The sequence below is a fragment of the Alteromonas sp. Cnat3-28 genome (genome assembly GCF_022348265.1).
Lineage (GTDB): Bacteria > Pseudomonadota > Gammaproteobacteria > Enterobacterales > Alteromonadaceae > Alteromonas > Alteromonas macleodii.
In genome coordinates this window covers 1-24638 of the sequence record NZ_JAKREY010000027.1, presented here as the reverse complement: position 1 = coordinate 24638, position 24638 = coordinate 1, and the positions used below count along the sequence as shown (strand labels likewise).

Annotated in this window: 23 protein-coding genes and 1 pseudogene; all 24 read left to right on the top strand. The window is 41.9% G+C overall.

All coding sequences use genetic code 11. The annotated features are described in order from the left end of the window. Positions 1-24 precede the first annotated feature (24 nt). The 24 genes and pseudogenes from gmd to MHM87_RS18340 all read left to right on the top strand — a co-directional run bounded on the left by gmd (position 25) and on the right by MHM87_RS18340 (position 24347). Positions 25-1140 (top strand): GDP-mannose 4,6-dehydratase, encoded by a 1116-nt coding sequence (gene gmd / locus MHM87_RS18455; RefSeq protein WP_239260582.1) that lies wholly within the window; start codon positions 25-27, stop codon positions 1138-1140. Positions 1141-1915: 775 nt separating this feature from the next. Then, positions 1916-2365 (top strand): reverse transcriptase domain-containing protein, encoded by a 450-nt coding sequence (locus tag MHM87_RS20010; protein ID WP_239260580.1) that lies wholly within the window; start codon positions 1916-1918, stop codon positions 2363-2365. Then, entirely contained in the window at positions 2280-3188 is a 909-nt protein-coding gene (locus MHM87_RS18445; protein ID WP_239260578.1) for a reverse transcriptase domain-containing protein, read from the top strand. The genes MHM87_RS20010 and MHM87_RS18445 overlap by 86 nt, the downstream gene beginning before the upstream one ends. Before the next feature lie 118 nt (positions 3189-3306). After that, positions 3307-3567 carry an AMP-binding protein gene (locus MHM87_RS18440; RefSeq protein WP_239260576.1) on the top strand — a complete coding sequence of 87 codons (261 nt, stop codon included), beginning with the start codon at positions 3307-3309 and terminating at the stop codon, positions 3565-3567. 309 nt (positions 3568-3876) lie between these two features. Next, a complete protein-coding gene (locus tag MHM87_RS18435) occupies positions 3877-4929 on the top strand; it encodes a GSCFA domain-containing protein (RefSeq protein ID WP_239260574.1) in 1053 nt (350 codons plus the stop codon). 159 nt (positions 4930-5088) lie between these two features. Beyond that, complete coding sequence (locus tag MHM87_RS18430) at positions 5089-6060, top strand: GDP-L-fucose synthase (RefSeq protein ID WP_343213332.1); 972 nt, start codon at positions 5089-5091, stop codon at positions 6058-6060. Between the two features lie 59 nt (positions 6061-6119). Further along, positions 6120-6572, top strand: a complete 453-nt coding sequence (locus MHM87_RS18425; RefSeq protein ID WP_239260570.1) for a GDP-mannose mannosyl hydrolase — start codon at positions 6120-6122, stop codon at positions 6570-6572. A 67-nt stretch (positions 6573-6639) separates the two neighbouring features. Beyond that, on the top strand, positions 6640-7110 hold the full coding sequence (locus MHM87_RS18420) for a hypothetical protein (RefSeq protein ID WP_239260568.1): 471 nt from the start codon (positions 6640-6642) through the stop codon (positions 7108-7110). Then, a complete protein-coding gene (locus MHM87_RS18415) occupies positions 7110-8996 on the top strand; it encodes a glycosyltransferase family 4 protein (RefSeq protein WP_239260566.1) in 1887 nt (628 codons plus the stop codon). Before MHM87_RS18420 ends, MHM87_RS18415 begins: the two co-directional genes overlap by 1 nt. Further along, the gene (locus tag MHM87_RS18410) at positions 8989-10155 is read left to right on the top strand and encodes a hypothetical protein (RefSeq protein ID WP_239260564.1); all 1167 of its coding nucleotides are present in this window, start codon (positions 8989-8991) and stop codon (positions 10153-10155) included. The genes MHM87_RS18415 and MHM87_RS18410 overlap by 8 nt, the downstream gene beginning before the upstream one ends. After that, positions 10152-11291, top strand: a complete 1140-nt coding sequence (locus tag MHM87_RS20005) for a glycosyltransferase (RefSeq protein ID WP_239260562.1) — start codon at positions 10152-10154, stop codon at positions 11289-11291. The genes MHM87_RS18410 and MHM87_RS20005 overlap by 4 nt, the downstream gene beginning before the upstream one ends. Then, complete coding sequence (locus MHM87_RS18400; RefSeq protein WP_239260560.1) at positions 11261-12208, top strand: sulfotransferase; 948 nt, start codon at positions 11261-11263, stop codon at positions 12206-12208. The genes MHM87_RS20005 and MHM87_RS18400 overlap by 31 nt, the downstream gene beginning before the upstream one ends. A 16-nt stretch (positions 12209-12224) precedes the next feature. Then, positions 12225-13235 carry a WcbI family polysaccharide biosynthesis putative acetyltransferase gene (locus MHM87_RS18395; RefSeq protein ID WP_239260558.1) on the top strand — a complete coding sequence of 337 codons (1011 nt, stop codon included), beginning with the start codon at positions 12225-12227 and terminating at the stop codon, positions 13233-13235. A 63-nt stretch (positions 13236-13298) separates the two neighbouring features. Continuing rightward, positions 13299-13889 carry a hypothetical protein gene (locus MHM87_RS18390; RefSeq protein WP_239260556.1) on the top strand — a complete coding sequence of 197 codons (591 nt, stop codon included), beginning with the start codon at positions 13299-13301 and terminating at the stop codon, positions 13887-13889. Between the two features lie 106 nt (positions 13890-13995). Beyond that, a pseudogene (locus MHM87_RS19915) lies at positions 13996-14370 on the top strand (LicD family protein); the annotation flags it as partial. Between the two features lie 327 nt (positions 14371-14697). Further along, positions 14698-15210, top strand: coding sequence for a glycerol-3-phosphate cytidylyltransferase (gene tagD / locus MHM87_RS18380; protein WP_239260605.1), 513 nt, complete (start codon positions 14698-14700; stop codon positions 15208-15210). 132 nt (positions 15211-15342) lie between these two features. Further along, positions 15343-16410 (top strand): hypothetical protein, encoded by a 1068-nt coding sequence (locus tag MHM87_RS18375; RefSeq protein WP_239260554.1) that lies wholly within the window; start codon positions 15343-15345, stop codon positions 16408-16410. 15 nt (positions 16411-16425) lie between these two features. Continuing rightward, the gene (locus MHM87_RS18370) at positions 16426-17793 is read left to right on the top strand and encodes a glycosyltransferase (RefSeq protein ID WP_239260552.1); all 1368 of its coding nucleotides are present in this window, start codon (positions 16426-16428) and stop codon (positions 17791-17793) included. Further along, positions 17790-18671, top strand: coding sequence for a glucose-1-phosphate thymidylyltransferase RfbA (gene rfbA / locus MHM87_RS18365; RefSeq protein ID WP_239260550.1), 882 nt, complete (start codon positions 17790-17792; stop codon positions 18669-18671). The genes MHM87_RS18370 and rfbA overlap by 4 nt, the downstream gene beginning before the upstream one ends. A gap of 75 nt (positions 18672-18746) precedes the next feature. After that, positions 18747-19292, top strand: a complete 546-nt coding sequence (gene rfbC, locus MHM87_RS18360) for a dTDP-4-dehydrorhamnose 3,5-epimerase (protein WP_239260548.1) — start codon at positions 18747-18749, stop codon at positions 19290-19292. 24 nt (positions 19293-19316) lie between these two features. Next, entirely contained in the window at positions 19317-20183 is an 867-nt protein-coding gene (rfbD, locus tag MHM87_RS18355; RefSeq protein WP_239260546.1) for a dTDP-4-dehydrorhamnose reductase, read from the top strand. Between the two features lie 33 nt (positions 20184-20216). Continuing rightward, on the top strand, positions 20217-21299 hold the full coding sequence (gene rfbB / locus MHM87_RS18350) for a dTDP-glucose 4,6-dehydratase (protein WP_239260545.1): 1083 nt from the start codon (positions 20217-20219) through the stop codon (positions 21297-21299). 99 nt (positions 21300-21398) lie between these two features. Continuing rightward, on the top strand, positions 21399-23117 hold the full coding sequence (locus MHM87_RS18345; RefSeq protein ID WP_239260543.1) for a glycosyltransferase family 2 protein: 1719 nt from the start codon (positions 21399-21401) through the stop codon (positions 23115-23117). 42 nt (positions 23118-23159) lie between these two features. Further along, a complete protein-coding gene (locus tag MHM87_RS18340) occupies positions 23160-24347 on the top strand; it encodes a nucleotide sugar dehydrogenase (RefSeq protein ID WP_239260541.1) in 1188 nt (395 codons plus the stop codon). Positions 24348-24638: the final 291 nt, after the last annotated feature.

The following is a 24638-nucleotide window of genomic DNA, read 5'->3' as shown; positions in this document are numbered from 1 at the left end:
GTTTATATAGAGAAAGAGTTAAAAATGAAAAAAGCACTTATTACCGGTGTAACCGGCCAGGACGGCTCATATTTAGCCGAGTTTTTGTTAGAAAAGGGATATGAAGTTCACGGTATTAAGCGTCGTGCATCTTTGTTCAATACGGAGCGTGTGGACCATATTTATGAAGACCCGCATGTAGAAAATGCTCATTTTAAATTGCATTACGGCGATTTAACCGATTCTTCGAATCTTATCCGTATTATGCAAGAAGTGCAGCCTGACGAGGTATATAACCTCGGTGCACAGTCACACGTTGCGGTATCTTTTGAAGCACCTGAGTACACTGCCGATGTAGATGCTATGGGTACACTACGTTTGCTAGAAGCTATTCGCTTTTTAGGCCTTGAAAAGAAAACTAAGTTCTATCAAGCGTCAACGTCAGAGCTTTACGGTGAAGTCCAAGAAATTCCACAGAAAGAGACAACACCGTTTCACCCGCGTTCGCCTTACGCAGTAGCAAAAATGTACGCGTATTGGATTGCGGTTAACTACCGTGAGTCTTACGGTATTTATGCGTGTAACGGTATTTTGTTTAACCATGAATCTCCACGCCGTGGCGAAACGTTTGTTACCCGCAAAATTACCCGTGGTATCGCTAATATTGCTCAAGGTTTAGAGTCTAAGCTTTACCTTGGCAACATGGATGCACTTCGTGACTGGGGGCATGCAAAAGATTATGTACGTATGCAATGGATGATGTTGCAACAAGATGAGCCTGAAGATTTTGTTATTGCTACAGGCAAGCAAATCTCGGTTCGCGAATTTGTACGTATGTCAGCAGAAAATGCAGGCATTACTGTTGAATTTAGTGGCGAAGGCGTGAAAGAAGTAGCTACGGTAACGGCAGTAGATAATGAAATTGCACCAGGTGTTAAAGTTGGCGATGTTATTGTCGAAGTTGACCCGCGTTACTTCCGTCCTGCAGAAGTAGAAACGCTACTAGGCGACCCAACAAAGGCGAAAGAAAAGCTAGGTTGGGTACCAGAAATTACCGTAGAAGAAATGTGTGCTGAAATGGTAGCCCACGACCTTGGTAAAGCGAAGCAGCACGCTTTATTGAAGAAACATGGTTATTCGGTTGCTGTAGCGAAAGAGTAAATTCAGCCCTGTAGAAGGCGACTTTTCAGTCGCCCTTTTTGTTTGCCCAGCGAAGCTGGCAAACCCGTCAGGTTGAAAGAAACCTGAATCACCCTGACTGAGGGGAAGATAATCCGAATGGCAAGGGCGTTGTTGGCCAACAGCAGGGTCTGAAGGAAGCCATAGGAAGTTAGAGGTACACAACGCAAGTGAACCTGATTCGGCAAGACAGGGGGGTAAGCGTGCAAAATAGCGTGAAGCCCGATACTCGGTCAGTCCTGTTTTGTGCTTGAGGGTGGAATTTCTAACAGGGAGCCAGCACAGTAACTGGGGAAGCCTGACACCGTCTCTGGTGATAAGCCAGAAGCATCTATGCGAGAGAAGACTCAAGGTAGGTGTTGGTGCGAGGTGGCAGATGATGCCGTAGTAGTGAGTAAAGTTCGGCCTGTGAAAGCCAGTAATGGTGTGGAGGGTAAAACCGAGCTGACCATCAGCAGTGTTTGGTGGCATCGTTATCAGCCAAAAGCGGATAAGGATGGCGAAGGGCGGAAGTACATAGTAAGTCTGTGATGAGCAGGTGTTTTTTTTAGTGGTACACGAATCGATTAGCTATCGACGTCTTCGTACTTGGTTTTTCGCGGAAGCGACGGACTGGCTACGAAACGGTACATGGGAGTAATGTGGGAACGTTGAGTAGATTGCCATTGGGCTAGCACGCTCTACACACCATGTGAAATAGACCAACACGAAAAGAAGTCATCGGCCCCCACACAGCACACCATCTTCGAGGAGAAGCGTGCGGGTTTATTATAGTTTGTACGGTCACTTGCTTAATAAAGCCAGACTGTTCAAGGGATTTAAAAAGGTATTCAAAGCGAAAGGCGCGGCCGGAATAGATGGGCAGAGCCTGAGTGCGTTTGCCTCAAATCTGGATAATGAACTCACACAGCTTCTTCTCGAGCTCAAAACCAAGCGTTATCAACCACAACCGGTAAAGCGGGTTGTTATCCCCCAAGACGGTGGTGGTGAGCGTCTGTTGGGTATCCCAACAGTCAGGGATAGAGTCGTTCAACAATGCTTGAAAGACCTCCTAACCCCCATCTTCGAAGAGCAGTTCCATCCATCAAGCTTTGGTTATAGACCGAAGCGGAGCTGTCACGATGCCATTAATAAAGCCACCATGTTCATCCGTCGATATAAACGACGTCATGTGGTGGATATGGGACCTGTCGAAGTGCTTCGATAAGCTGGACCATACGCTTATCATTAAGAGCATCAAAAGACGGGTGCGTGATGGCAGCGTGCTGAAGTTAATTACTCAGTTCTTAGAAAGTGGGGTAATGGTTGATGGGCATTGGCAGCAGACAGAGACAGGCAGTCCGCAAGGTGGGGTAATAAGTCCATTGATTGCGAACATCTATCTGGATGCGTTTGATAAGGAAATGAAACAGCGAGGGCACCGCATAGTGCGCTATGCTGATGACATCCTTATCTTGTGTTGCAGTCGTGCAGCGGCAGAGAATGCCAAAGCGCAAGCCACACACATCTTAGAAGAAAAGCTAAAGTTAAGTGTAAACACGGATAAAACACACATCACTCACAGTGATGATGGTGTGAAGTTCCTTGGTGTTGAAATCGGGACAAAACATACCCGCATCCAGCCCAAGAAACTCACCGCGTTTAAGGCGAAGCTCAAGCAGATGACGAAACGCAATGGCGGAATGCCGCTGCAATCAGTTATCAATGCACTAAACCCACTGCTAAGAGGGTTCAGTTATTACTTCAAAATAGCCAATGCGAGCAGGGTATTTAAGCAACTCGCGAGCTGGCTAAGACGGCGCTTGCGCAGCATCCAACTTAAGTTATGGAAGAAGGCGAGCCGCCTCCATCGCTGGCTACGACAGCATGGTTATAAAGGCAAGTTCGCTCACATCAACATGACGAGTTGGTGCAGTGCACGCAGTCCCTTAGCAAGCTACGCAATGCCAAATAGTTGGTTCGATGAACTTGGGCTAATGAACTTGGAGAATGTTGAAACGGGATATGTGTTTAGCAATTACGCTAAATAACTGTGTACATGAGCCGTATACGAGGTCCGTATGTACGGTTCTGTGAGAGGGATGAGGCGGTGACGCCTCACCCTACTCGATGTATGCTGGCAAGTATCACCGGGGTACGTCCAAATTTATGTCGCCCAAATCCCTCATCAGTTCTCTCAGTCGGTTATCATTAGAAGAGCCTCAAAAAACTGCGTATATCTATCTAGACGAAAACGGCGTAGAGAAGGAAAAAATCTCATATCGTGAACTCTATATGAGAGTATCAAGTGCAGCGGTTCAGCTTAAACGTAACGGTTATTCTGGCTCAACGGCCATTCTGGTATATCCTCAAGGGATAGAATTTATTGTTGTTTTTCTCGCGTGCTTAAAAGCAGAGAGAAATATATGAACCTAAAGTGTTTAAAGGGAATGCTTCTTTCTTTTGGGCCGATAAAACTCAAGGGCCATTGGGGTTCCAACATAACCCTGAGGTCTGTTGGTCTACTTTAATCGACGGGAAATTTGACGTTCATCGTCTAGGAATTGATCATTTTCAAATGTTAGAAAAGCCATTTGTAGAAAGGTTAAGCCTCTTTCTCATAAATGAAATTGAAAAAGCGGATAGTGAGATTCGATAAAGCCACGCGTTTTTGCTTTTTCACGGTTCACACAATTGTTGTTGAATAAGCAAAGTTCAACGGAAAGGAGTCAAAAGTAAATGAAAAAAATAAACAGTGAGATAGGAAGTCTGGCCCCAATAAGAGACGGAAGCGGCCCAGCATCTTGGGGGGAGTCAGTCTGGCATACGGGCGATATAAAGAAGTACCCAGTTGCAAAGAGCGACTTTGTGAATATCGAAAAGCTAATTACAGAGTATTGTTTAGATAGCATGCCGGAGAAGCCTGTTTTAGACGACAATGGTAACGTCGTCGCTATAGGTTCCTGTTTTGCCGCCGAGCTTAGGCACTTTTTGGGCGATGCTGGTCTGTCATCAGATTCATTTTGGATCCCATCGGGCCTCAATAACACCTTTGCGCTAAGGGATTTTTTTCATTGGGCAGTTTATGGGAAAGAAACCGCGAAAGGGTTTGCTTACACTCGTGATGACAATGGCTCTCTCGTAGATTGGCAACCTGAGCTTGAGCAAAAAAACATAAAGAAGGCAATTAGCGAGGCAAGTTGTTTTGTTTTTACACTGGGGTTAGCAGAAGTCTGGGAGGATAAAGATACAAGTCGTGTATTTTGGCGTGGGGTACCCGAACATATATTTGAGTCGGGCCGCCACCAGTTCAGGATGTCGACTGTCGCTGAAAATAGCGAGAACCTTGCATCAATTGTGCAAATTATCCGTGAAGTGAACAAGAATGCTCCCATTGTATTCACGTTGTCTCCCGTTCCTCTTAAGGCTACTTTTAGCGGTAAATCATGTATTACCGCCGATTGTGTTTCCAAGTCTACACTTCGTGTCGCGATAAACGAGTACATGAGTACGTTGGACGATAATCAAAATATTTGGTACTGGCCTTCATTTGAAATTATCAAATGGGTTGGGTGCCATCTGCCATACCCAGTTTACGGTACCGACGACGGGTGCGTGAGACATGTTTCGCGATTTATGGTGAATAACATTTTAAAATCCTTTGTTCGCACTTTTTATGGCAGCAGCGTAGCGGAAAATGTTTTTGCTAAATTTGAAAGTTCGTTGCAAACAATAAAAGGCGAACAGGGTGAACCACCTGTGATTTTTAAAGGGCAAATTGTTAAGGGCTAATAAATTGGGGTTGAGATGCGATACAGCGATTGCTCAATTTCTCTCGGCTGCAAATATAGGATTGATTTTTTACTTACCCACCGAGGTCCATTGAGATTTTGCCGAAGGTTTGATTAATCGAGTTTAATTATTAATAATTGCCCGACTTTCAGGGAACTAATGAGAAGCAATATGAAGACTGTTTTTGTTGCCGGCCATCGAGGTATGGTTGGTGCTGCTATAGTAAGAAAACTAGAAAAGCGAAGTGACGTAAAGCTTATAACGCAAACACGCACCGAATTGAACCTAATTAATCAACAAGCGGTGAGTGATTTTTTCGCAGCAAACAATATTGATGAAGTATATTTAGCTGCGGCAAAAGTAGGTGGGATTCATGCTAATAATACCTACCCCGCTGAGTTCATCTATGAAAATTTGATGATTGAAGCGAATATCATCAATGCCGCTCATGCGAATGATGTGCAAAAGCTGTTGTTCTTGGGATCTAGTTGTATTTATCCCAAATTGGCAGAACAGCCTATGACTGAAAAGGCCTTACTAACGGGTACACTTGAGGAAACTAACGAGCCCTATGCCATAGCAAAAATTGCAGGTATTAAGCTTTGTGAGAGCTACAACCGTCAGTATGGTCGTGATTATCGCTCGGTAATGCCTACAAACTTGTATGGCCCTAACGATAACTTTCACCCAGAAAACTCGCACGTTATACCAGCATTGTTACGCCGTTTTTACGAAGCAGCACAGCGCGGCGATAGCGAAGTAGTCGCCTGGGGAAGCGGAACACCTATGCGCGAGTTTTTGCATGTAGATGATATGGCAGCTGCAAGCGTACATGTGATGGAGCTTGATAATGAAACGTACCAGGCCAATACTCAGCCTATGCTTAGTCACATTAATGTGGGTACCGGTGAAGACTGTACTATTCGCGAGCTAGTAGAAACGGTAGCCAAGGTAACAGGCTTTAAAGGCAGTATTAAATGGGATACGTCTAAACCAGATGGAGCCCCGCGTAAACTTATGGAAGTGTCGCGCTTACATGCCTTAGGTTGGAAGCATACCTATAGTCTTGAACAAGGCCTTAAACACGCATTCGACTGGTTTTTGGCAAACCAAGATAATTTCCGTGGATAGTAATATCCCCATCAAGACAGCACCGGGCATGCCCGGTGTTTTTATATATGGAACATAGAATGGCTTTTCTAGAACAAGTTACTTTTACTCAAGTTATCGACTGCACCCCACTGATATCTATCGACCTCTTGATAGAAGATAAACATGGCCAAATTTTACTTGGTTACAGAAATAACCGACCTGCTCAAGGCTATTGGTTTGTACCTGGTGGCCGGATTTTAAAAAATGAGTGCATGGATAATGCTTTCAAGCGTTTAACCTTAGCTGAGCTCGGAACAGAATTTTCTCGTGGCCAAGCTGAGTTCTTGGGCCCGTATGAGCATTTTTACGAAGACTTTGTGTTTGGCGAGGGAATATCTACACACTACGTTGTACTGGGTTACAAGATAATTTGTGACATCGATATAAATACGCTTCCTAATGCTCAGCATGGAAAATATAAATGGTTTACCAAGCAAGAAATGTTAAGCAGCGACACCGTTCACAAGCACAGCAAATGGTACATTGAATAACATATTAATGAACCGTTTTTTCTTTTGATGTAACATTACGACATACATGGAATGGACGTAAAAATACATGAAACGCAAATTAAAAAACTTAGTAAAACGTTTACTCGGTAAAGGTGAACTGAATTTTCATATCGATACAGTATCAAGCGATGTAGTGGCAGGTTGGGCTTTGAATTCTGCTAACCCTTCGGCGCCGTGTGAAGTGGTACTTAAAACAGGTGATAAGGTACTTGCGAAGACTAAAGCGGCAACATTACGTGAAGATCTAGTGGCTGCAGGTATTGGCAATGGCTGCCATGGTTTTACATTGCAACTTGATATGTTGCCTTTTTCCGCAGAAGCGCGCGAGGCACATGTTTATATCGACGGAAAGCGAGTTACCGCGCAGCCTATTTCACTTAAAAGTAGCTTTACAGACGTATTGGGTGAATTCTCCGTTGAAGTTGAACGAAGAATGGATGCGCTACTTGCTATTCAAAACGAACGTATGCAAAGAGAGTTCGATTATATTAAAAAGCAGCTAGAGTCAGGAAAGTAATGACGGACGTACCATCACAGGTAGTGGTGTTTTGCCCGCTGCCTCCTAAGCCTAATGGCATCGCAGACTATTTTGCCGAGCAGCTCCCATATTTTTCTAGAACAACAAAAGTTACAGTTGTTATAGAAAATACGCACCCAACGCCAACAGGAATAGCAGCCAATGTAACGGTATTACATCTAGAAGAATATATGTGGCGGCAGCACAAATATGCGAGCGTTCCGCACATATATCACGTAGGTAATAACCCTGACACGCAATATATGCTTCCTGTGCTGCTTTCAAAGCCAGGCCTTGTGGTGGTACATGACCTAAATCTTCATTATCTCATCGACCTAACTAATTTATCGCAAGGCGATAAACAAGGGTACGCATTAGCGCTTCAGAATAACTACGGTGAAGCGGGCGCTATAATTGGGCAACAGCTTTCACAGTATGGCTGGAAAGGTAAGTTTATGCCCCATGAGTTAATGATGAACGCTAGCATTATTAGTGCTGCTGAGCGTATTTTGGTGCACTCGAAATACTCAGCTGACAAGATAGCGGCGCTAGGCCACAAGCATGTAAAAATCGTACCTCATCATTTTTCACCTGCAGCTCGTCAGTATCAAGCAAAACTAAAAATGCAGTATCGCGGTGAATTGGGCTTGCCTGGCAATAAACCGGTAATCACCTCAATGGGTTTTATTGCAAAAGCAAAGCAGATTAAAGCGGTGTTGGCATCGTTATCTGAGTTAAAAAAGCAAGGCCTAGACTTCACTTACGTGCTAGCTGGGCAATGCAAACCCCATGAATATGATGTTTACCAAGATATTGCCGATAGTGGCTTATCTGACAACGTTATTGTAACTGGCTTTCTGAATGAAGATGAGTTCTTTAAATATATGCTCGCCTCTGACTTTATTGTCAATTTGCGTTACCCAACTGGTGGAGAGTCGTCCGGCACATTAACGCGCGCAATGGGTATGGGATTGTGTTGTGTTGTGGTAAACATTGGCCCTTTCAGTGAGCTACCAGACGATTGTGCGGTAAAGTTAGAGTGGGATGAGAACTTTAACTATAACCTATCACAAGAGCTTCAAAAGCTTATATCCGACAGACATTACCGCGTTCAAATTGGCAAAAATGCGCAAAAGTGGGTGGAAAGAACCCATAGTATTAACGTCACGGCACAAGCATATTTAGAAGAGGCTGCAAAGCTTCAAGACAATACTCAACTTAGTACTAGTGCATTGAATAACCAAATTTTTGAGTACTTAACAGAGCCGCAAATATTAAATTGGCAAAGCAATAATACGATAAATAACGACGCTAATAATCTTTGGTGGCAGGCTAATTTGCTTCCCACAAATGCAGCATTTGTTGCCAACATCTCAAACGATGAAGCCCATCAAAAAGAGATTTTAATGTCGCTGTTAGGATATACCCAAGGCCAAATTCACTCTGCGGGTGTCACTGATTTTGAAGAAAAATTTAATGAAAGCGTGTATTCCACTGCAGTAGTTGATGCTTGCCTATCTGACCTTGCTAATGCTCCGATGAGGTGGTTGGCTAAATTAAATAAGATTTTAGCTATTGGCGCCAAGCTTGTGCTTTCGCTACACGTGCCGCAGACACTATCTAGTGAATACGATTTGGATAGAAAGAGCATAAAACAGTTCTTAATTGCAGCAGGTTTTTCTGTTGATCAAAGCGTAGCTGGTCCACTAGATATTGATATGATTACTAATGTTTCCCCTACTTCTGAGTATTGGGTTTTTTCTGCTACAAAGCGTTCTTGGATGATTAACACTAACCCCGAAGTTTATCAGAACGGTGTAAGCGAATTAGCATGGCTCTATAGTGGGAAAGATAAAGTTAAGCAATTAGGAGAAACGGATGCATAACGAATTAAACGGCGTTCTTTCCCCTCTTGAAGTAGCGGCTGCACACCATAAAATTAATGTAGATATTCTTACTACTTCTGCGTTTCTACGCAGCTTACCTAGTATAGGTGAAGTCATATTAGATAGCATGCCGCAAAGTATCATTTCAGTGCTTGCAATGGCTGCGGGCGCAAGAATAACGCATTTGGTGAATTACGCACTTTGTCAAAAACACGGTTTAGGATATGTAGAAGCTAGCAAGGCTGCTGGTGTTCAACCTTTATCTTTTAGCGCATCTGAAAGAGACGTGTTCGTTACGCCTCGCGTAGAGGCTGGTTTCGAGCGTTTGGCAGCAAATGCAGAAAAGATAAAACTTAGAACGCCAGATAACTATTTTGATGGCAAAGCAAATGTCAGTTGGGTTTCATTAAGCGAACTAACATCTCCTTTGCTTGGAGGAATGAAAAAAGCAGTTCAAAAGCATCGCCCCTTAATTAGTGGAAAAGTGTCAAACAGTAGTGCGGTGAGTATCGTCTCATGGTGCGAAGAGCACAGTTATTTTCCGCTAACTAACCTACTTGAACCGTTGAGAAGTAGCAATGCTTCTGGTTATTGTTGGCTTGTGCCAAACGATGCACTTTTAGAGAATGTACGCAACTTGTTGGGGGCTGATTATACGGTAACAAGCCTTCCGAAATCATTATCAAAACTAGCACAACAATTTTGGCCAGATTTAATAGAAAGTAGTGACCAACTTGCCAAGCAAACTAAGGATTATGTAACCCATTCTAGGCGTTGGTATTACCTAGACAGGTTAGTCAATATTGGCATGTACCCAATTGAAACTGATGGAACGAGTTATTGGCGCTGGATTGGCAATAAAGGGGTTAGATTGTTTATACCGTTAAGAGCAATTGGGTTTTATACCGTGAAATTTAAAATATTTTCTGTTGTGGAAGGTATGGAGCGAATAGGGCTTAAGTGTTTTTTAAACGGTGTACTTAAAAAAGATGTTGATGCAAGTGCGGGAAGTGAAATTGCTATTGAACACCACACCAAAAGCGAAGGTGAGTTGGTTGAGCTTTCTATTGTACCTCAAGATTCAGTGCAAGTTTTCGACCGCGCATTAAGTGTTTCTATTTCAGATCTTGCGGTTTACTGGGAAGGGGAAACGCTGTGAGCAAAACCGTTTTAATTGTGTCACCCATTCCTTCACATCCTCAGTTTCAAGGAAATAGTGCTCGGATTTATAGACTGAGTAGAATGTTTCAACTTTGTGGCTATCAAGTTCACTTTTTATATTTCGGTATGGAAGGTTTAGGTGATAAGCAACGAAGGGATATGGAAAATCAATGGGACTATTTTCACTTCGTACAACCACAAGGACCGGCGGCTGAGCCCTCGTTTGGCGACTACTTCGATATCGACGATTGGTACGACGATAGAGTGTCTGACTACGTAGATAAACTTTGCGAGACATGGTCATTCGACGTTTGCGTGGTGAACTATGTTTGGTTCTCTAAAGTGTTAGACGCGATTCCAGAGCAAACCTATAAAGTTATCGACACGCATGATGTATTTGGTGATAGGCATATTGTCGCTAAAGAGGCTGGCTTAGAACCAGTGTGGTTCTACACTACTAAAGAGCTGGAGGCTTATGCATTGGAACGCGCCGACCTTGTGTTGGCCATTCAGGATGAAGAGCAGCAGTATTTTGAAAGCATTACCCACATCCCGGTAGCGGTTATGGGCTACTGTGTACCATTTCAACCACTAGTTGGGCAAACACGAGATAAAATAGTTATAGGCTATATAGGTTCAGGTAACCCGTTTAATGTGGAAAGTTTGCGAGTATTCCAAGATGCGGTGATGGCTAACCCAGAACTAATGCAGAAATTTAGTTTTTTGTTGGGTGGAACCGTTTGTAAAGCATTCGCTGGTATGAATGAAATATTTGATATTGTTGGATTAGTTGATGACTTGGATGAGTTTTACCGTCTAATTGATATTGCGATCAATCCTATGGTTGGTGGAACAGGACTGAAAATCAAATCCCTTGAAGCACTATCATATGGAAAAGCATTACTAGCCACAGAAGATGCGATGGTTGGAATAGACGGCTCAGATACCTTCCACAACTTTGCGTCGGTTACCGACATGGTTGAAGCACTTAACGAACTAACACTTGAGCGTACAGCAGACCTGCACCGTAATTCAATTGAAACATTTCGAAAGTATAACGAAAGATTCATTAATGAATTTAAAACGTTATTTTCGGAGTTGCCATGCAAGACTCTCTCTACTCAAAGCTATTAGAAGACTGGGCCAACGACAATGCACCTGTATTTGTAGTTGGCCCAGAAAGAAGTGGTACAAGTCTACTGTTTCAACAAGTCAGCAATCACAGTGCGTTTTGTGATTTCTCTGAAGCTACTGTTGAAACATTTTGTTTCAACAAGCCGTGGCTTTTGCTAGAAGACTCGTGCCCAGATAACTATGAAATGCGTTTGTATGTGGGGCAAAAAAATTGGGAAGCGTTTCAGAGTAAAATTCAACCCATTATTGAAGCAAATCAAAAAGCTGATGCCAGAGGCTTCCCAAAAGAATACCTTTATCAGGAAGAACGCCCTAAAATCTGGGATGCCAGGCAGTATGGGACACTGCTCAGAACTTTTTTTTATTTTGCATGGCAAAATTTAGGGAAAAAGTGCTTAGTAGAAAAAACGCCTGCACATATCAGAAGTCTGCCAGAGATTTATAATGTATTCCCTAATGCAAAGGTGCTTGTTTGTACAAGGGAGCCATCTGAGATTATCGCTTCGCACCGAAAGCGTTTCGAAAAAGAAATTTCGCTCGGTGTTGATCGAGAGTCACCCCAAATACAGTGGTTGAATAAACCACTTGAAGATTATCTTGCATACTTCCGTGAGATTGATGACATCGTACGTCATCATATAGTTCAGGGTAGAAAAATTTTAGTAGTTCCCTACTCGGAACTAACTGAGCATGCGTTGGACACAATGCAGAGCATATTTGAGTTTATCGGTGTCGAAAGCAGTGTTAATCTTGATACACAGCCACGCGAGGCTGAAGCAAGACCTAAACAACTGTGGGACCCTTTGTTAAATAAACCCCCGCAACCCAACAAAATCGATATATCTGCATACCTCAATGAAGATGAGGTAATACGTGTAAAAAAGCTTAAAGAGTATCTGCATGATACTTGGTGTTGATTAAATGGAAGTGTAAATGCTGTCTTATCTAAAAAAAGTACTGGGGCTTTCCTCTATAAACGTTAAAACGGAAAGTAACGAAAACGACGTTGTTTCTCCCAAGCTTAAAGAGAACCTATCAACATCCAAAGCAGATACTCAAAGCAGTAAATCTATAATTAAGAAGAAGTACAGCGTTTATGGCAATTGCCAAGCGAATCCTCTGGGCAATATTTTGCAAACTAACGCTGAATTTGCAGATAATTGGGAGTTTGTGCCTTTTCCTAAGCCCTCTTTTGAGTTGCGACAGGGAGATTGGAGTGATATTGAAAACTTACTTGGTGAATTAGATTTGCTTATTACGCAAAATGTCGGCGACAGCCATGGTATTTTTTCATCCTCTAATTTAGCTAATCACTTAAAAGCAGGTGGTACTGTTGTAAGGATACCCAACGCATATTTCTCTGGTTACATGCCTGAAGTCGTTTATTTTCGCGCTGGAGAGCCCCATGTTACTAAATTTTGTGACTACCACGATGCAAATTTCTTAGCCTTTTTCATGGAAGATCCTGTCAATGCTGTGCAAAGAGCCGTGGATGCGGCAACCAATAAGTCGCAATATACGGAAGAGTTTGTGCTTGCAAATGCCAAAGCGAGCATTGATGAGTTAAGAAGGCGAGAAGAAGAATGCGATGTAATCGTTAGTGACTATATCGAAAAAAACTGGCGTAACGACATTCTGTTCTACTCGATGAACCACCCTAAACGCGCGGTATTGAGTCACGTAGCCTCTAATATATTAAAGCACATAGGTCAGCAGTCAGTCGACTTGAAAGGTAATTATGAACACCTTGATAACACAAGGCTTCCTGTCTATGAAAGTGTAAGAGCTGTTTTGAGTGATAAGATTGATTGGCAACTATCGGTGAGCAGACAAGAATTAGAACTCGAAGACTATTATGTAGGGCATGCAAGGGTATTACGAGCTCTTGAGCCTAACTTCTTGAGAGAAGCTTATGACAAGTTTAAACGAGTACATGAGAAGTAGAAAATAGCTTAATTATTGGAGTAAATAGTAGTGAGCCAGGACCGGTACCCAAAGAAAATAAGAGTGTCTGAAGAAGGTACGCCTAGTACATATAACTTCATGAGTGAAACTTTTTCAAGTAATCAACATTTTAACTATGCAGAGTTTGGATTCCATAATGCCGATACTGCGCGAAATATATGTGAACGGTTTCCTAATGCTACATTGTTCCTTTTCGATTTTGATGAAAAGTGTACTGCAGCTAAAGAAAAACTAAAGGCTTTTCCCAATCGTATCCATTTTTTTGGTAACACTCAAAAATTCAATGATTCATACAACTGGTCATTGATGAAGTCGATGACAGAAAATAATCATCAACGTCTTTTTGACTATTGCTTTCTTGACGGTGCACATACGTTTGCAGTAGACGCTTTAACGTTTTTTTTATGCGACAAAATGGTAAAAGCTGGAGGTTACTTGGATTTTGACGAATATCATTGGCGTTTGAGAGGTTCAAGTTTAGACCCTGAGAATATACCAGTAATTGCCGAGCAATATACCGACGAACAGATTGATGACAAGCAAGTCGCGCGCATAGTTGACGGTCTTGTGAGACCAGACCCTTCGTACGAGGAGATTGTTCAGAACAAGGTTTTTCTCAAGTTGATTGTTTAAGTTCGGTCGAGTACGACTTTGTAGTCACTTGAAGCCCGAAGTGTTACACTTCCATTACAGTAATATGTGAAATACCTGTTCGCAGGAATACTATTTTGAGGATGTGATGGAAGCAGTTAACGGTCAGTCGGTTACGCTAGATGACTTTTTCAGCCGTGTGATACTTGGCAATGGATATGTTTCAAGCTACTACCGTATGTTTAAAGTGTTTAAAGAGGTACTTGATAGACATGGTATAGAATTCTTTATGCATTCGGGCACTATGCTTGGGGCTGTTCGTCATAGAGGTCTTATACCTTGGGATGACGATATAGATGTCATGATCGAAGAGTTTTTCGAAGAAAAACTAGCGCATGTAGCGCCTGAGCTTGAGAGTTTAGGTGTGCACTTGAAAGAACGTGACATGCCGGGCTTGTTCCAATTTTACTGCACCAACCAAACATCGTCAGAAATATGCCAGCAAGATATTTATCTGCAAATCGATGTGTTTGTAGGTAAACGTGAGACGGTAGAAGGTAAAACAGTACTTCACTATAAAACTAAGTATTTCAGAGATTGCTTTCCCAAACGTTATATCGAGTTAGATGGTCTATATCCTCTCAAAGACTATGAATTTGGTCCATTTACAGCGAAGGGCATAAGAGATTATTCGGGGTACTTCTCCCGAAGCGGTTTCCGAACAGATGAAGCCATCGTTATGCGTCACATGAACTTCGAGCATTTTCTTCCTGAAATAGAGCAGCTCAAGCAGCAAGGCGTATACCCTATTCGAGACGAAAAGTATTTACGCTATCGTCATGAAATTAAAATGGAAGATTTGGCGACCCCATCGCCAAAAGTGGGTAAAACCGTTCTTACATACGGCACTTTTGACCTGTTCCATGTTGGCCATGTTAACTTGCTTCGTAGATTAAGAGCATTAGGTGACAGGCTTGTTGTAGGGCTGTCTACCGATGAGTTCAACGCAATGAAGGGTAAAAAGTCTTTCTATTCGTATGAAGAAAGAAGAAACATCCTTCTTGCATCACAATATGTTGATGAAGTTATTCCCGAAAATACTTGGGAGCAGAAAGCGGAAGACGTGAAGAAATACAATATTGATATATTTGGTATGGGTAACGATTGGGAAGGCAAATTTGACGAGCTGAAAGAGCTTTGCGAAGTCGTGTACCTTGATAGAACTAAAGATATTTCTACTACAGAAGTTAAGCAGTCTTTATCTGGTTTAAGCGTAGAGAAAATAAAAGAACTAGAAGAGTCTTTGCATTCTACGCTTGATATTGTGCTTCACCTTGCATCTTCTGTAGGTGCACGTAAGTAGTAATCGATCGCGGCGAGTGGTTCAAATCTTGCCGCAAGTCACTTCAATTTCATAAAATATTCAAAGAATAACCAATTTAATTAAGTTAGTCTGCGACATTCCTCAATGGATTTGAATTCATAGAAGTCATGCATGAATAAAGTATTTATACATATTGGGCCGCCTAAGTCCGGAACATCAGCTATTCAAAAGTGGTTGAGTGACAACAGGGATTATTTAGCGAGCAAAGGTGTTTTTTACCCGGAGCATGAGTTAGACGAGAATGGTGTTAGTTCAGGTAATCTTCTCTCTTTGTTTTCACAAGATGGCGAAGATTTTATACTTGACGATGCGAAAGTATCGTCGCTTTTGGAAGAGTTTGAATCTTCGAAAAATGATGTGTTGATACTTTCTTCTGAATTCTTCTTCAAGAGAATGGAGCAGTTAGCACAGGCTATTCCTGAAGCAATGTTTATAGGCTATCTTCGTTTTCCTCTAGAAGTTGCCGAATCTTCTTATAATCAAGGGGTTAAGAGGCATGGGCAAGTACATGCTTTTGGATTGCCCGCTACGCCACGGGCTTATCAGCTGGAAATACTCGATCGGCTCATAAAGAAAATAGGGCGAGAAAGATTTATCTTGCGCCCTTATAGCAAACAGTGTTTTAAAAACGGAAATCTAGTTGAAGATTTTTTATCAAAAGTCGGTATAGAGCCTATTAATTTAGATAGCCCATTAGTTAATACTTCATATACCCTCGAAGGGCTAGAATTTAAACGGTGGTTTAACCAACTTAACCTTGACTCCTTACAATATGATATGGATCTTTATTTACAAAGAGCTAGTGAGGGTACTTCAGTTTATTCATTTATTCCGCCAGCGATATATGAAAAATTTAAGCTTGCTTTTGTAGAACAGATTGAAACGTTTTGTAACGAGCATAAAGTTGAGCAAAGAGATGTATTTGTAGAGCTTTGCAAAGAACTTAAACAGAAGAGCAAATACAAGCAGTATATTGATAGCGCTGAGTTTGAAAGAATTTTCAAAGAGTTTATTTGCCAGCCAGGTGTTTTAAAAAAGGTGGTGGCTGCTTACGAGAGCCAATGGCGCTATCAGTCGATACCAAAATCTCCAGAAAGAATGGAGATTGTCAAACAGAACTTACCTTTAAAAGAAAGAATGGCATATAAGTTACGAATGTTTGCCAATAGTTTTCGCTAACGAGTTCTTGAGAATATGGACGTATTCAATCATTACCTCCCTTGGACCCGCAAACGCATATCTGCTTTGTCTGAAACTGTTTGGCAGCAGCTATTTTCACCGAGTGAGAATGTTATTCAGGATCAAACAGTCCTAATAACTAACTTAATGGTTTTGCTTTATCAAAAAATTACTGGCGAGAAAGATCTATCTACTTTTAAGAAAAGAGCAAATCTTGTTCTTTGGTATGAAGTTTATGGAAAGAGCATCTTCAACATACAGGAATTAGAGGCCAAGCTAGACCACCATACCGAAAAGTCGATTGAACCGTTGAAAAGTAAAGGAATTAACCTGATTGGTTATAGCAGGGGACGTCTCGGTTTAGGAGAAGATCTACGTGCCTACGCCGAATTATTAAAGCATAAAGGAATTGCCTTTTCGATAGTCCATATCGGCCATCCAACGGAAGACCCCTCGACTTATTCAAGTCCTCTTGAAAATGGTGTGTTTTTTGACAGATCCATTTTTTTCATTAACGCTATCGAAGCGGCGAAGCTATTAAATATTGTTGACGATTTGTCCGCAGCTTTCGGATATACGACAATCATTCCTCCTTGGGAGCTTGAATCTGCCCCTGAAGAATGGGCTGCAACGTTGAGCAGCTTTGACGAAGTGTGGGGTATTTCTAATTTCACGACCAAAGCATTATCTAGAGTTCACTCATCTGTTAAATACAGTGCGCCCGTTGTACTTCCTTTGCATAAACAAAAGACAGGAATAAGGAGCCCAGAATCACCATTTCGCTTCCTTTTTATTTTTGATGCGGGTTCATATATTGAAAGAAAAAATCCACTCGCCGTTGTTCATGCATTTCAGCTTGCGTTCGCAATGGGTGAAAATGTTGAATTAGTATTAAAGGTTTCTAATAGCAATAATTCTGAGCATTGGCAGAACGTTAAATTAAAAGCACTATCTGATTCCCGGATTAAAATTATAGATAAGCTAATGACTTCGTCCGAGCTAGACCTATTGTGGAACTCTGCCAATTGTTATGTATCTTTACATAGAAGCGAGGGGTTTGGTCGAACCATAGCAGAGGCTTTGGTGAGAAAACTACCTGTAGTTGCGACAGCATACTCTGGAAGTAATGATCTATTTGCTGATGATTATCCTTTTCTTGTAAAGTTTGATTTAGTAAAAATAAATAAGGGCGAATACCCCAGTTCTACAGATGCGGTGTGGGCAGAACCCATTACTTGCTCAGCATCTGCAAACATGCGTTATGTCTTTGAGCACTTTGATACAGAAGAGGTAACGATATGGCGAGAAAGCGGGGCAGAACATGTCCAACAAAACTTTATGCTGCAAAGTAAAGATAGACCTCTTGATGGATGGAATGTATGAGAAAAGGAATAATACTTGCTGGTGGTTCTGGCACACGGCTACACCCATTAACTAAAGTGGTGAGTAAGCAGCTTATGCCTGTCTACGACAAGCCGATGATTTTTTATCCGCTAACAACGTTAATGATGTCAGGTATTCGTGATGTACTCATTATCACCACGCCTGATGAGCAGCAGCGGTTCATCGACCTTATCGGTGATGGTTCTGCTTTAGGAATGAATATTCAATACGCGGTTCAGCCTTCACCCGATGGTTTGGCACAAGCCTTTCTTATCGGCGAAAAGTTTATTGGAAATGGTAGCTGCTCACTTGTTCTTGGCGACAACATCTATTACGGCCATGATTTAAAGCTGTCTTTGCAAAACGCATTTAAACAAGAACAGGGGGCTACGGTTTTTGGCTATCACGTTAACGACCCTGAGCGCTACGGCGTGGTAGAGTTTGATGATGACTGGAATGCACTTTCAATAGAAGAAAAGCCCGCTGTTCCCAAATCAAACTATGCCGTAACCGGTCTTTACTACTACGACAACCGCGTAGTGGATTTTGCTAAAGAAGTGAAGCCATCACCCCGTGGTGAACTTGAAATTACCGATTTGAACAACTTATATCTTCAAGATGGCAGTTTGAAAGTAGAACTAATGGGCCGAGGCTCTGCGTGGCTTGATACTGGTACACTAGACTCACTTCTTGATGCTGCAAACTTTGTGGCTGCTATCGAAAAACGCCAAGGGTTGAAAGTATGCTGCCCAGAAGAGGTGGCTTATAGAATGGGCTATATCAACGCTGAGCAACTTGAAAAGTTAGCGGCACCACTCAAGAAAAGTGGCTATGGTGATTACCTCTTAAAAGTTCTCAAAGACAGAGTGAAAGTTTAACCTATATTCAAGTTAAAGAAGGTGGCATTGCCACCTTTCTTCTTCTATTCATTTGCACATTTGTACGGAAAGTAAATGCAAGTAATTAAAACAGACATACCTGACGTTAAAATCATCGAACCAAAAGTATTTGGCGATGAGCGAGGTTTTTTTCTAGAAACCTTTCGCACCGACTGGTTCAAGAAAGAGTGCGCAGATGTAGATTTTGTTCAGGATAACCATTCTAAATCTAGTCAAGGTATCCTTCGCGGCCTTCATTATCAAATGGAGCAAACCCAAGGCAAATTAGTACGTGTAGTTAGCGGTGAAGTATACGATGTAGCGGTAGATATGCGTAAAGACTCACCTACATACGGTAAGTGGGTTGGGGTAACGTTATCAGCAGAGAACAAACGTCAGTTATGGGTGCCTGCGGGTTTTGCTCACGGCTTTTACGTAACCAGTGATTCTGCTGAGTTCGTGTATAAGTGCACAGATTATTATCACCCGGAATCTGAAATATCAGTTAAGTACGACGACCCTACGTTGAATATCGACTGGCCTTTAGTAAATGGCGAGAAGCCGTCTTTATCAGGTAAAGATGAAGCAGGTTTGGCATTTGTTGACGCACCTACGTTTTAACTATTGTGGCTTAAAGGAATAACAATGAAAATTGTAGTTATTGGAAATGCTGGGCAGTTGTCTTACGAATTGGTACGTATTTTAGGGGAAGATACTATTTGTCTTGGGCCGGAAGATACAGATATCACTAAATTTGATGTTCTGTCAGAAACGCTGTCTCAATTAGCGCCTGATGTCATCATCAATGCAGCCGCCTACACTGCCGTGGATAAAGCAGAAGAAGAACAAGAGTTGTGCCATGCAATTAACGCTACAGCAGTAGCAAACTTAGCTAAGTACTGCGAACAAGCCGGTGCATTTTTAGTGCATGTATCTACCGACTACGTATTTAATGGGCATAAAGGCTCGCCGTATCTGCCTAACGACCCTATAGAACCTCAAGGGGCTTATGGCAAAACAAAAGCAGATGGGGAAAAGGCGTTACTTGATATATTGCCTGAAGCAAGTTGCTTGATCCGCACAGCATGGGTGTATTCCGCCCATGGCAATAATTTTGTAAAAACCATGCTTAAGTTAATGGCAGATAAGCCGCAGCTTACGGTGATAGACGACCAAATAGGCACGCCTACATGGGCTAAAGGGTTAGCGGATGCTTGCGTTAGTGCTGCTAAAAACAAAACAGTAGGTGTGTATCACTGGACTGACGAAGGCGTGGCTAGTTGGTATGACTTTGCACTAGCAATTCAAGAGCTGGGGCTTGAAAAAGGATTTTTAGAAAATGCAATTCCTGTATTTCCTATACCAAGTAGCCAATACCCTACGCCAGCTAAACGCCCCCACTATAGCGTGTTGGACAAGCAAAGCGCGCGGGAAGCGTTTGCAACATGTAATCCAACCCATTGGCGCAAGCAGTTGTCGTCTATGATGGACGAGCTTAAAGCGGCACAATAAACCGCAACACAATCCAAGTTTGGTAAATAAAACATGAGTAAAACGATTTTAGTAACAGGTGGCGCGGGTTTCATTGGATCTGCTGTAGTTCGCCATCTCATAAACGATACTAACCACTCAGTGGTTAATTTGGATAAGCTGACCTACGCGGGTAATTTAGAGTCATTAACACCCATAGCAGACAGCGAACGCTATAGCTTTGAACAAGTTGATATCTGTGATGCCGAAGAAGTAAATCGCGTGTTCAATACGCATCAGCCAGATATCATCATGCACTTAGCTGCAGAATCTCACGTAGACCGTTCTATCGATGGCCCGGGCGAGTTTATTCAAACTAACGTTGTAGGTACGTACACTTTGCTTGAACAAGCAAGAGCGTATTGGTCAGCACTTGAGGGCGATAAAAAAGCAGGGTTTAAGTTCCATCATATTTCTACCGATGAAGTATACGGCGACCTTCCTCACCCAGATGAAGTTGAGCCAAGCACAGAGCTTCCGTTATTTACGGAAACTACTCCGTATTCACCAAGTTCACCTTATTCAGCAAGTAAAGCGAGCTCTGATCAGCTAGTGCGTTCGTGGCTTCGTACATACAAGCTACCAACCCTTGTAACTAACTGCTCAAATAATTACGGCCCTTACCACTTCCCGGAAAAGCTTATTCCGTTGGTAATTTTAAATGCGTTAGCTGGTAAGCCATTGCCAGTATATGGTAAGGGTAACCAAATTCGTGATTGGTTGTATGTAGAAGACCACGCGCGAGCATTGGTAGTGGTTGCGCTTAATGGCAGAATCGGTGAAACCTACAATATTGGCGGCCACAACGAAAAGCAGAACATTGAAGTGGTGCAAACTATCTGTTCAATTCTAGATGAAGTTAAGCCAAAAGATAGCAAATACGCTGAGCAAATTACTTACGTTCAAGACCGCCCAGGACACGACATGCGCTACGCTATTGATGCAAGCAAAATTGAACGTGAACTTGGCTGGAAGCCGCAAGAAACCTTTGAAAGCGGCATTCGTAAAACCGTAGAATGGTATTTAGCAAACGAGAGCTGGTGGAAAGCAGTTCTTGATGGAAGTTATCAAGGTGAGCGCTTAGGTACCGGAAGCTAATACTCGTCACTTTAAAACGTGATATTATATATAAGCCGCATACAACTGCGGCTTTTTTAGTTGGCGTTGGGTAATGCTGTTAGGGATTGAATTAGTTGTATGAAGAAGTTCGCAATGTTGACCGTGAAAGGTGCTGTTGGTTTAGTGCCTAAATCGGTAAGAAACAAGCTTAAAAATAATCATAAACTTACCGAGTTTTATAGCCGTTCTTTACAGCGTTCGGGTCTATTTTATGGTTTCCCTTCTGAAAAAAAGCGCATGGCGCTATATAAAGACTACTTGCAGCATCAAAGCAAAACATTAGTTGGTAAAACAGCAAACCATAAAGCCAATTTAAAATTTACATTCATTATCCTCGGTCATCAGAATTTATCTATTTCCCTCGAAAGTTTGAGAGAAGCTGGAGGTGGTGAACTTGATATTAGAGTTGTTACCGAGAAGACACTGGGAGCAGAAGTTTCTCAATTTTTAACTCTTACAGATGCTTTAAGTGATGTAGATAATAACAAGGAACTGTTTTTCTTAAATAGTGGTGACATTATTACTGATGAGGCGCTGAAGGTGTTTTCAATAAGTGACAGCGAAGCTGACATAACTTACTGCGACACAGACAGAGTTGATCTAAAAAAGCGTAGAGTTTCTCCCTATTTTCTACCAGATTGGAATCCTGAACTGCAATATTCCACTGGATATGTTTTTACAGGTGTTAAATGCAAAGCCAAATTGGTTGCGCTAAATACCATTAAATCAAAGACAATAGCAGGATTAGTGACTGAGTTGTGGCTTAAGCATCCTGAATTGTTAATTAAACACTTGCCATTTACGCTGTTAAATAGGACTACAAATAAAGCTGTAGTAGATAAAGGCCTTCAAGATATAAGAGAGAGGTTGTCAGATTCTACTTCAGCAGTAGCGTCATTTAACGCTGAACTTGGCGTAAACCATTTACAATGGCCAATAGATTCTGAACCCTTAGTCTCTCTCATTATCCCTACTAAAAATGCGAAGAACTTAGTTAAAGCTTGCATTGAGTCGATTCTGGATAAAACTACATATCAAAATTTTGAAATATTATTGATTGATAATGGCTCGGATGAAAAGGAGAGTATCGATTACTTCAACGAGCTTAACAAACACCCTAAAATTAACGTATTGAGTTACCCAGGTGAATTTAATTATTCTGCTATTAATAATTTTGGCGTGCAACATGCTTCTAGTGAAAGCACGATAATAGGGCTTATCAATAATGATATTGAAGTAATTGATCCCAACTGGCTCACAGCTATGGTAGGGCACGCTAGCCGTAAAGATATCGGTTGTGTTGGCGCCAAATTGTTATATTCAGATGGAAGAATTCAACATGCTGGTGTAGTGATGGGGTACGGTGGTGGTGCAGGTCATGCACACAAATACTTCCCTCGTTATCATCCAGGATACATTAAGCGATTAATTGCCACACAGAATTACTCTGCTGTAACAGCAGCTTGCTTGCTAGTCAAAAGGTCTTTATTTACGAAGGTAGGCGGCTTGAATGAAAAGGATTTAACTGTTGCATTCAATGACGTTGATTTTTGTTTAAAAGTTCAAGAAACGGGCGTAAGAAATGTTTATTGTGCAGAGGCAGAGTTATATCATCACGAGTCGGTGAGCAGAGGGACAGATCACGCGCCAGAAAAAGCTGCAAGGTTTAATCGAGAGCTTCAATATTTAAAAACGAGATGGGGCAATTATATTGACCATGACCCTGCATACAGCCCTAACCTTACACTTATGCGCGAAAACTTTTCAGTCAAAACAAAAGAAGAGTTTTCTAAGTAAAATTAAATACAACTAGTTTTAGAATTGGAATTTATTATTAAAATGGAATCGTCAATGAGCAATTACAAAATAGCTGTAGCAGGTACGGGGTACGTAGGTTTGTCTAATGCGGTGCTACTTGCGCAGCACAATGAAGTGAAAGCAGTCGACTTGGTTCCTGAAAAAGTCGAGATGCTGAATAACAAAACGTCTCCAATTGAAGACAAAGAAATTTCAGAATACCTAACAACAAAAGAGCTTAACCTTGTAGCCACGTTAGATGCGCAAGTTGCTTATAAAGATGCTGACTACGTTGTCATTGCAACGCCAACCGATTACGACCCTCAAACTAACTACTTTAACACCGGTAGTGTAGAGGCAGTTATCAAAACTGTGATGGAAATTAATCCTGATGCTGTAATGATTGTAAAATCGACTGTACCGGTAGGCTTTACAAAAGATGCAAAAGCTCGTTTTGGTTCTGACAATATTATCTTTTCGCCTGAATTTTTGCGTGAAGGGAAAGCACTTTACGACAACCTTTACCCAAGCCGTATTATCGTAGGTGAGCGTAGTGAGCGCGCGGAGGTTTTCGCAAAGCTGCTTCAGCAAGGTGCAATAAAAGAGAACATCGATGTTTTATTCACCGACAGTACTGAGGCAGAAGCCATCAAACTTTTCGCTAACACGTACTTGGCAATGCGCGTTGCGTACTTTAACGAACTAGATAGCTATGCAGAGCGTAATGGCCTAGACACCAAGCAGATCATTGAAGGTGTGGGCTTAGACCCGCGTATTGGTAATCACTACAACAATCCAAGCTTCGGTTACGGTGGTTATTGCTTACCAAAAGATACCAAACAGTTACTAGCTAACTACAGCGAAGTGCCTAATAATATGATTCAGGCCATTGTAGATGCTAACCGTACGCGTAAAGATTTTATCGCCGATTCAATTGTAAGCCGTGGCCCCAAGATTGTTGGTATCTATCGCCTTATCATGAAGTCTGGTTCTGATAACTTCCGTGCAAGTGCTATTCAAGGCATTATGAAACGTATTAAAGCGAAAGGTATTGAAGTTGTAGTCTACGAACCAGTGCTTAAGGAAGACGAGTTTTTCCGCTCTCGTGTGGTAAATGACTTGGAGGAGTTTAAGAAAATCTCTGACGTAATCGTAGCAAACCGTGTAACGGGCGATATCGAAGACGTACTAGATAAAGTATACAGCCGCGACCTGTTCAACGCGGACTAATAAAATAATTGAGATTGCGAAAAGCATCAGTCTTTTCGCAATCCTCCTCACAAAAAAACTTCCCAAATCCCAAAATCCAAAATAGAATCCGCACCAATTCAACCCCTGCCATTAAGCCTCAAGCTTACGCACACCCGGCGGGGAAGAAGCATGCTTTAAAATATTGGGGTCAGAGTCTGAGGTATCCCCACAAATAATATAACGATATCAGCGAGATAAAAAAGATAGGAACATTCATGACGTTTGGTGATCAGATCAATCGCCAAAAATCACTGAGGCCAAACAGCCATG

What these genes read in the sequence shown, in the direction of transcription:
- gmd (WP_239260582.1), top strand. Translation starts at nt 25, where the DNA reads ATGAAAAAAGCACTTATTACCGGTGTAACCGGCCAGGACGGCTCATAT.
- MHM87_RS18445 (WP_239260578.1), top strand. Translation starts at nt 2,280, where the DNA reads ATGCCATTAATAAAGCCACCATGTTCATCCGTCGATATAAACGACGTC.
- MHM87_RS18440 (WP_239260576.1), top strand. Translation starts at nt 3,307, where the DNA reads ATGTCGCCCAAATCCCTCATCAGTTCTCTCAGTCGGTTATCATTAGAA.
- MHM87_RS18435 (WP_239260574.1), top strand. Translation starts at nt 3,877, where the DNA reads ATGAAAAAAATAAACAGTGAGATAGGAAGTCTGGCCCCAATAAGAGAC.
- MHM87_RS18430 (WP_343213332.1), top strand. Translation starts at nt 5,089, where the DNA reads ATGAGAAGCAATATGAAGACTGTTTTTGTTGCCGGCCATCGAGGTATG.
- MHM87_RS18425 (WP_239260570.1), top strand. Translation starts at nt 6,120, where the DNA reads ATGGCTTTTCTAGAACAAGTTACTTTTACTCAAGTTATCGACTGCACC.
- MHM87_RS18420 (WP_239260568.1), top strand. Translation starts at nt 6,640, where the DNA reads ATGAAACGCAAATTAAAAAACTTAGTAAAACGTTTACTCGGTAAAGGT.
- MHM87_RS18415 (WP_239260566.1), top strand. Translation starts at nt 7,110, where the DNA reads ATGACGGACGTACCATCACAGGTAGTGGTGTTTTGCCCGCTGCCTCCT.
- MHM87_RS18410 (WP_239260564.1), top strand. Translation starts at nt 8,989, where the DNA reads ATGCATAACGAATTAAACGGCGTTCTTTCCCCTCTTGAAGTAGCGGCT.
- MHM87_RS18400 (WP_239260560.1), top strand. Translation starts at nt 11,261, where the DNA reads ATGCAAGACTCTCTCTACTCAAAGCTATTAGAAGACTGGGCCAACGAC.
- MHM87_RS18395 (WP_239260558.1), top strand. Translation starts at nt 12,225, where the DNA reads ATGCTGTCTTATCTAAAAAAAGTACTGGGGCTTTCCTCTATAAACGTT.
- tagD (WP_239260605.1), top strand. Translation starts at nt 14,698, where the DNA reads ATGGAAGATTTGGCGACCCCATCGCCAAAAGTGGGTAAAACCGTTCTT.
- MHM87_RS18375 (WP_239260554.1), top strand. Translation starts at nt 15,343, where the DNA reads ATGAATAAAGTATTTATACATATTGGGCCGCCTAAGTCCGGAACATCA.
- MHM87_RS18370 (WP_239260552.1), top strand. Translation starts at nt 16,426, where the DNA reads ATGGACGTATTCAATCATTACCTCCCTTGGACCCGCAAACGCATATCT.
- rfbA (WP_239260550.1), top strand. Translation starts at nt 17,790, where the DNA reads ATGAGAAAAGGAATAATACTTGCTGGTGGTTCTGGCACACGGCTACAC.
- rfbC (WP_239260548.1), top strand. Translation starts at nt 18,747, where the DNA reads ATGCAAGTAATTAAAACAGACATACCTGACGTTAAAATCATCGAACCA.
- rfbD (WP_239260546.1), top strand. Translation starts at nt 19,317, where the DNA reads ATGAAAATTGTAGTTATTGGAAATGCTGGGCAGTTGTCTTACGAATTG.
- rfbB (WP_239260545.1), top strand. Translation starts at nt 20,217, where the DNA reads ATGAGTAAAACGATTTTAGTAACAGGTGGCGCGGGTTTCATTGGATCT.
- MHM87_RS18345 (WP_239260543.1), top strand. Translation starts at nt 21,399, where the DNA reads ATGAAGAAGTTCGCAATGTTGACCGTGAAAGGTGCTGTTGGTTTAGTG.
- MHM87_RS18340 (WP_239260541.1), top strand. Translation starts at nt 23,160, where the DNA reads ATGGAATCGTCAATGAGCAATTACAAAATAGCTGTAGCAGGTACGGGG.